This window comes from Armatimonas sp. (assembly GCF_043760365.1).
In the GTDB taxonomy this organism is placed as follows: Bacteria; Armatimonadota; Armatimonadia; order Armatimonadales; family Armatimonadaceae; genus Armatimonas.
The window spans coordinates 1-5,032 of record NZ_JAYUPA010000387.1 but is presented as its reverse complement, the minus strand read 5'-3'; the positions used below and the strand labels follow the sequence as shown (position 1 = coordinate 5,032).

At 56.5% G+C, this 5,032-nt stretch carries 5 protein-coding genes; all 5 read right to left on the bottom strand.

Going from position 1 to position 5,032, the window contains the following annotated elements:
* On the bottom strand, nucleotides 1-1,024 hold a 1,024-nt coding region (locus ACH2EH_RS09270), incomplete at its 3' end, for an FG-GAP repeat domain-containing protein (RefSeq protein ID WP_395141019.1).
* Nucleotides 1,025-1,122: 98 nt separating this feature from the next.
* Nucleotides 1,123-2,280, bottom strand: a complete 1,158-nt coding sequence (locus ACH2EH_RS09265) for a tetratricopeptide repeat protein (protein ID WP_395141017.1) — start codon at nucleotides 2,278-2,280, stop codon at nucleotides 1,123-1,125.
* Between the two features lie 12 nt (nucleotides 2,281-2,292).
* Nucleotides 2,293-2,565 (bottom strand): hypothetical protein, encoded by a 273-nt coding sequence (locus ACH2EH_RS09260; protein WP_395141015.1) that lies wholly within the window; start codon nucleotides 2,563-2,565, stop codon nucleotides 2,293-2,295.
* 78 nt (nucleotides 2,566-2,643) lie between these two features.
* Nucleotides 2,644-3,507 carry a prepilin-type N-terminal cleavage/methylation domain-containing protein gene (locus tag ACH2EH_RS09255; protein WP_395141014.1) on the bottom strand — a complete coding sequence of 288 codons (864 nt, stop codon included), beginning with the start codon at nucleotides 3,505-3,507 and terminating at the stop codon, nucleotides 2,644-2,646.
* A gap of 154 nt (nucleotides 3,508-3,661) precedes the next feature.
* The coding region (locus ACH2EH_RS09250; protein WP_395141012.1) for an alkaline phosphatase family protein at nucleotides 3,662-5,032 on the bottom strand (1,371 nt) is incomplete at its 5' end.

The window sequence follows — 5,032 nt, the reverse complement described above, 5'->3', positions numbered from 1 at the left end:
AGCCAAAAGAGAGATAGGGCAGGTGGAGAGGCCCCACTTGTGTCATCGTGCTCACATCGTCAAAGAAACCTGAGCCAGAGTTCTTAAAGAGGGCATTGGGTGTGTTCTGAAAATTGGTAACAAAGAGGCTCTCCTGGCCACTATGATCGTAGTCACTGATGGCGATTCCCATCCCCGCCATAAGTGAACCCGAGGTGGAGAAGGCGCAGCCCGCCTCCGTGCCAACGTCCTTAAAGCTCTTACCTTTTAGGTTTTTCCAGAGGAAGTTCCCCGACAGATCGTTGGCTACATAGATATCGCTCCAGCCATCACTATCAAAATCTATAAAACTAACCGCCAGTCCGCGGCCTTTTTTACTGCTGACACCCGTCGCCTTGCTCACATCGCTAAAGCGTGCGCCTTCATTATGAAAGAGCTGGTGCTCATCAATAGGATAGACTTCGGGTGCACAGTAGTCTCGCTCGCCGTTGCTGCCCTTGCAGATTTTATCTTTGGATTTCTCCCAGGGGCAGTAGTAACAAATATAGAGATCCAGCCTACCATCGTTGTCGTAGTCGCCAAAGGCCGCGCTGGTGGCATAGCCGGTACTATGGCACTGATTGAGCCCCCAAACTGCTGTGATATCGGTGAACTTGCCGCTACCCTTCTCATTGTGGAAGAGGTGATTGCCTGCAAACGAGGTAATAAAAAGATCACTGTAACCGTCGTTGTCTATGTCTCCTACAGTCACTCCATGGCAGTAGCCTAGCGAGACATCCAACCCAGAGCCGGGAGTGGCATCGTGGAACTTCCCCGCGCCATCGTTGAGATAGAGCTTGCATCGCCCGTTTTCGGGCGCATCCAGACGATCCAGTGTGCCGGACTGGATCAAGACAATATCCAGCCAGCCGTCGTTGTTGAGGTCAAAAAGCGCCCCACCTGCAGGCGTTGTCTCCGGGAAATAGAACTTGTTTTGATTGGCCCCGTTCTCGTGGTGAAAGGCGATGCCCGCACTCTGTGTGACATCTTCAAAGAGAGGAGGCACTACCGTTGACTTCGAAGACGTAGGATTTTTTGTACCTGGGCACCCAGTGAGGGCCACGCTCGCCAGTGCAGCCAGAGAAAAGGCTAACGCGGGGTATTTCATCGGGTCTGATTGGCCTGGGTACGGGCAAGGGTCTTTGCCATTAGCTCCGCGAATGCTTTTTTAGATTCGGGGTCTCCCGGTTTAAGCTTGAGCGCAACCGTCAGAAAATACCCCGCCTTACGCAGATCCCCACTCCGAAGCGTGATCTTGCCGACTTCTCGGTGGGCATCGAAGTTCCCAGGCTCCAGAGAGCACTTTTTCGTCAGTACATTGAGTCGGTTGGTCTCGTCCCGTAGCTCCTGGAAGCGTGCCCGTGCCTCGGTTGCCTGCGTGGGCTTACCGGCTCGATCATAGGCTGTTGCCAGCTCGAAAGGGACATCCATCTGTCGCGGAGAAAGCTTACGCGCTTGTTCAAGCTGTAGGATCGCCTCGTTCCAGCGGCGCTGGCGTAGATAGAGCCGACCGAGCTGAAAACGGGCGAAACCATAGAGAGGGAAGAGCTGAAGGGCATGAAAAAGATCTTTCTCAGCCGTTTTCAGCGCCTTCGTGGAGCCGTCGTTCTCTAGCGCCACAAGAGCACGGAGGGCGTACGCCATAGGCTTGTCGGGCTGCACCTGAATCATGACCTCTGTCACGGTGCTTAGCTCATCGTATTTTTTCTGGGCGCTCAGTGCTTCCACAGACATTTGAAGCACTTCAGGATCCCGGGGCTGGAGCTCCCTCAGCTTTTTCAGGCTATTAAGCTGCTCCTCGGTATGGTTCATGTAGCCGCTCACAAAGGCGACTATCTGGAGCGAGGAGGCATCTTTGGGATTACGACGAATGGCTTCTCGCGCCCACTTGTAGGCATCCACCTCATCGCCTGCCCGTAGTGTGGCGATGGCAAGCCCAGTAAAGGCGTGGGGAGTCTCTGGTGCCAGCTCGACTAGTTTCTTAAAGGCCAGCTGTGCTTTATTCCACTGTTGGGTATTGAGGTAGAGATCACCCAGAAGCTGCCAGGCCTCCACAGCTTTGGGGTCGAGCTGGGTGGCTTTGAGCCACGCTTGCTCGGCGTGGCCCGCCTCGCCCCGACGAGTCAGCTCCTGACCTAGCTCCACTTGGCGTTTCACAGGTGCGGCAATCAGCTGCCCTCGCACGACTACTCCCCAGAGCAGTCCTGCCGAAAGCAACCCACTACCCGCAAGCCAGCGTTTTGTGACAGGAGTCAAGGCCATAACGTCAAGCGACTAGCGCCCGCCCTGGCCACCACCGTAGCCACTGCCCATGGATCTGCCACCCTGGCCACCGCCTTGACCACCTTGGCTAGGCCCGCCACTATAACCCGCCATTCCGTTGCCGGTTCGTTGCTGCTGGTAGCGTTTCTGCTGCGCATCTTTTGCCGCTTGATCTGATCCACCGCTAGAGGGACGATTGAGAAAGAGGATTCCCCCGACGAGTGTGGCAACCAGAAGAACACCAATGACGCCAAACATAAGGGGTTTGGAAATCTCTTGTTTCATATGTTATTTTCCTGAGTCACAAAGGGGAGTCCCTCAGACAGTGTCTGAAGGAATCTTATTGTTTTCTGAGAACAAAACCTACTTGAGTAGGTTACAGATCGCTCCAACACCAATATCCCAGCCCCAGCCGCTACGTAGTGTCGTGTCGGTATCGCGGGTATTGGAGTTATCACGCTGCCACTGGTTCCTGCTCAGCGGGAAGATGGTCTGGTTCCAGGCGCGGGAGGCCGCATGACCGTCCCAGTAGACAAAGTTTGCTCTGTTGCCATTGTGACGCATCACGGCATCACCGCCACACTGCCCGGAGTACTGGAACAGCCACTCGGGGTTGACATCCGCATCACGCCAGTTGGACTCCGTTACCGCGATTGTATCAGCGGGTTTCTCCAGGGCTGCATCGGAGAGAGGAGCAAGGTTGATCCATCCCGACTGAGCTGTGTCTCCTGAGGCGACCCAGGTGGAAGCGAAGCCATTCATCGTGTAGCCCTGCGGCATCTGCAGGTCTGGTTCCACACCATAGCCCTGTGCCTGATCGCTCCAGTTACCACTATTGCCGGCAGGAAGTCGGCCTCTTTTACCCCGCCCTGCCGTGGAAGACCTATTCGACGGACACGCCATGATGCCTTTATTCTTCAGGTAGGGCTGAAGTGCGTTGCGCCACATGAAACCCTCGTTCCAGTTGCCTCCTTCAAAAGGAAGGCCAGTTCTGGGATCGTAGCCACTGCGCAGCGACGGGTAGATTTCATCGTAGTCCTGGGCGTACATACGCAGCGATGTGCCGATCTGGCGCATGTTCGAGAGGCAAGCAATCATACGTGCTTTCTCGCGTGCTTGGGCAAAGACCGGAAAGAGGATGGCGGCAAGAATCGCGATGATCGCGATAACAACGAGAAGTTCAATTAAAGTGAAAGCTCCCACACGGAGCCGGTTAGGCTGTTTCATTCCTAATTTCCTTATAACCCGACAACGGGCCAATGAATTGTTAGACTACCCTCCTCCTCCACCAATAGGAAGGCAACCGATGACAGTCTAACATTCACTCTAACTAAATGCAACCGGTTGGGGGACTATTTAGGACGGGTGAGGGCAGGGAGGGCTATTTGAGACCATACCGACGAGCGGGGGGCGTGCTTTTTGCGCCCCGAATCGCACGCCAGAGGATCTCATTGAGCTCCTCATCGGCCTCGGACTCTTCGACCAGCGGGTTGAGCAGGCGCTCGCTGTCTTTGGCACGGTAGGCAGTGCGTCCGTTGACCTCCCCGATAATTGCTTTACTGGGCAAGATCGCGGTGTAGGGCGCGTCGTTGTCGGGCTTCGCTCCAAAGACCGTGAGGGGGGCTGCCGTGGCATCGTAGAGGGTCATTGGATTCAGCCCTAAAAGCAGCTCCATGGTGCGCAGCATCGAGTCCGTGTTGAAGAAGCGACTGTCGTGCGTGGCCCTAGGGACGAAGGGGCTGATCACAAAGGCAATCGAGCGGTGTGCGTCCACGTGGTCATAGCCGTTCTGGGCATCGTCTTCGAGCACAAAGACCGCCGTTTTCTTCCAGAGCGCCCCGTGACTGACTACTTCCACAAGCTGGCCCACCGCGTAGTCGTTGTCGGCTACCATGGCGCGGGGGCTAGACTGACCCGCCGTCGTGCCCGCCGTGTGGTCTCTGCCAAGGCGTACCAGCATCAGCTTGGGCATCTTGCCCGAGGCAAGCAGCTCAGTGTACTCGCGCCGCCATGCGGTGATGCGCGATTTATCGCCTTTTTTGCCGTAGGTCACTTTCTGCTTGGGCGCAGGCGGCAAGTCGTGCTTGAGCCAGGCCTCAGAGTCAGCGTAGCTCGTGTCATAGACTCGGAACTCATCGCTGGTGACCCCGATCAGGGCTTTCTTCAGTGGCGTCGTGCGCTCGTCGGTCGTGCCTTCCTCGGGCGTGGTGCGGGGCGCAGCCAGTGAGTCGGTGAACATGCCGTAGTTGCGAATCGAGACGCGTTTCTCGATCGCCTTATCCCAGAGATAGCCGCCGGGTGCTGTCGCCACATCTTTCACTCCCAATCGGTCGGGGACAGCGCCGCTGTTGGTGCCCTCGTAGTCGTAGGGACGGGTTTTTCCGGTGTAGCCGTAGGGGACATTGCGAGCCACGTACTCGCTCGCCATCCCGCTCACCGAGTAGTTCCAGCCATCACCGGAGACCTCGGCGGCGCAGTAGAAGTTATCCAAAAGCACAAAACGCTCCGCCAGCGCGTGCAAGTTCGGTGTCACGTCGCGGCCAAAGAGCGTCAGGCTCGCATCACCGTTGCCCTTGCCCAAGTCTCCCAGAACTTGATCGTAGGTTCGGTTTTCTTTGACGATATAGATCACGTGCTCGATGCCCGGATTTTTCAGGGTCGTGCGCGCCCGGTTCAGCCCGTTGTTTGCGAGTACCTGTGCCGTGGTTTGTTTTGTCGGCATCGGGTTTGCGATGCGGCTGACCGTCCCCTC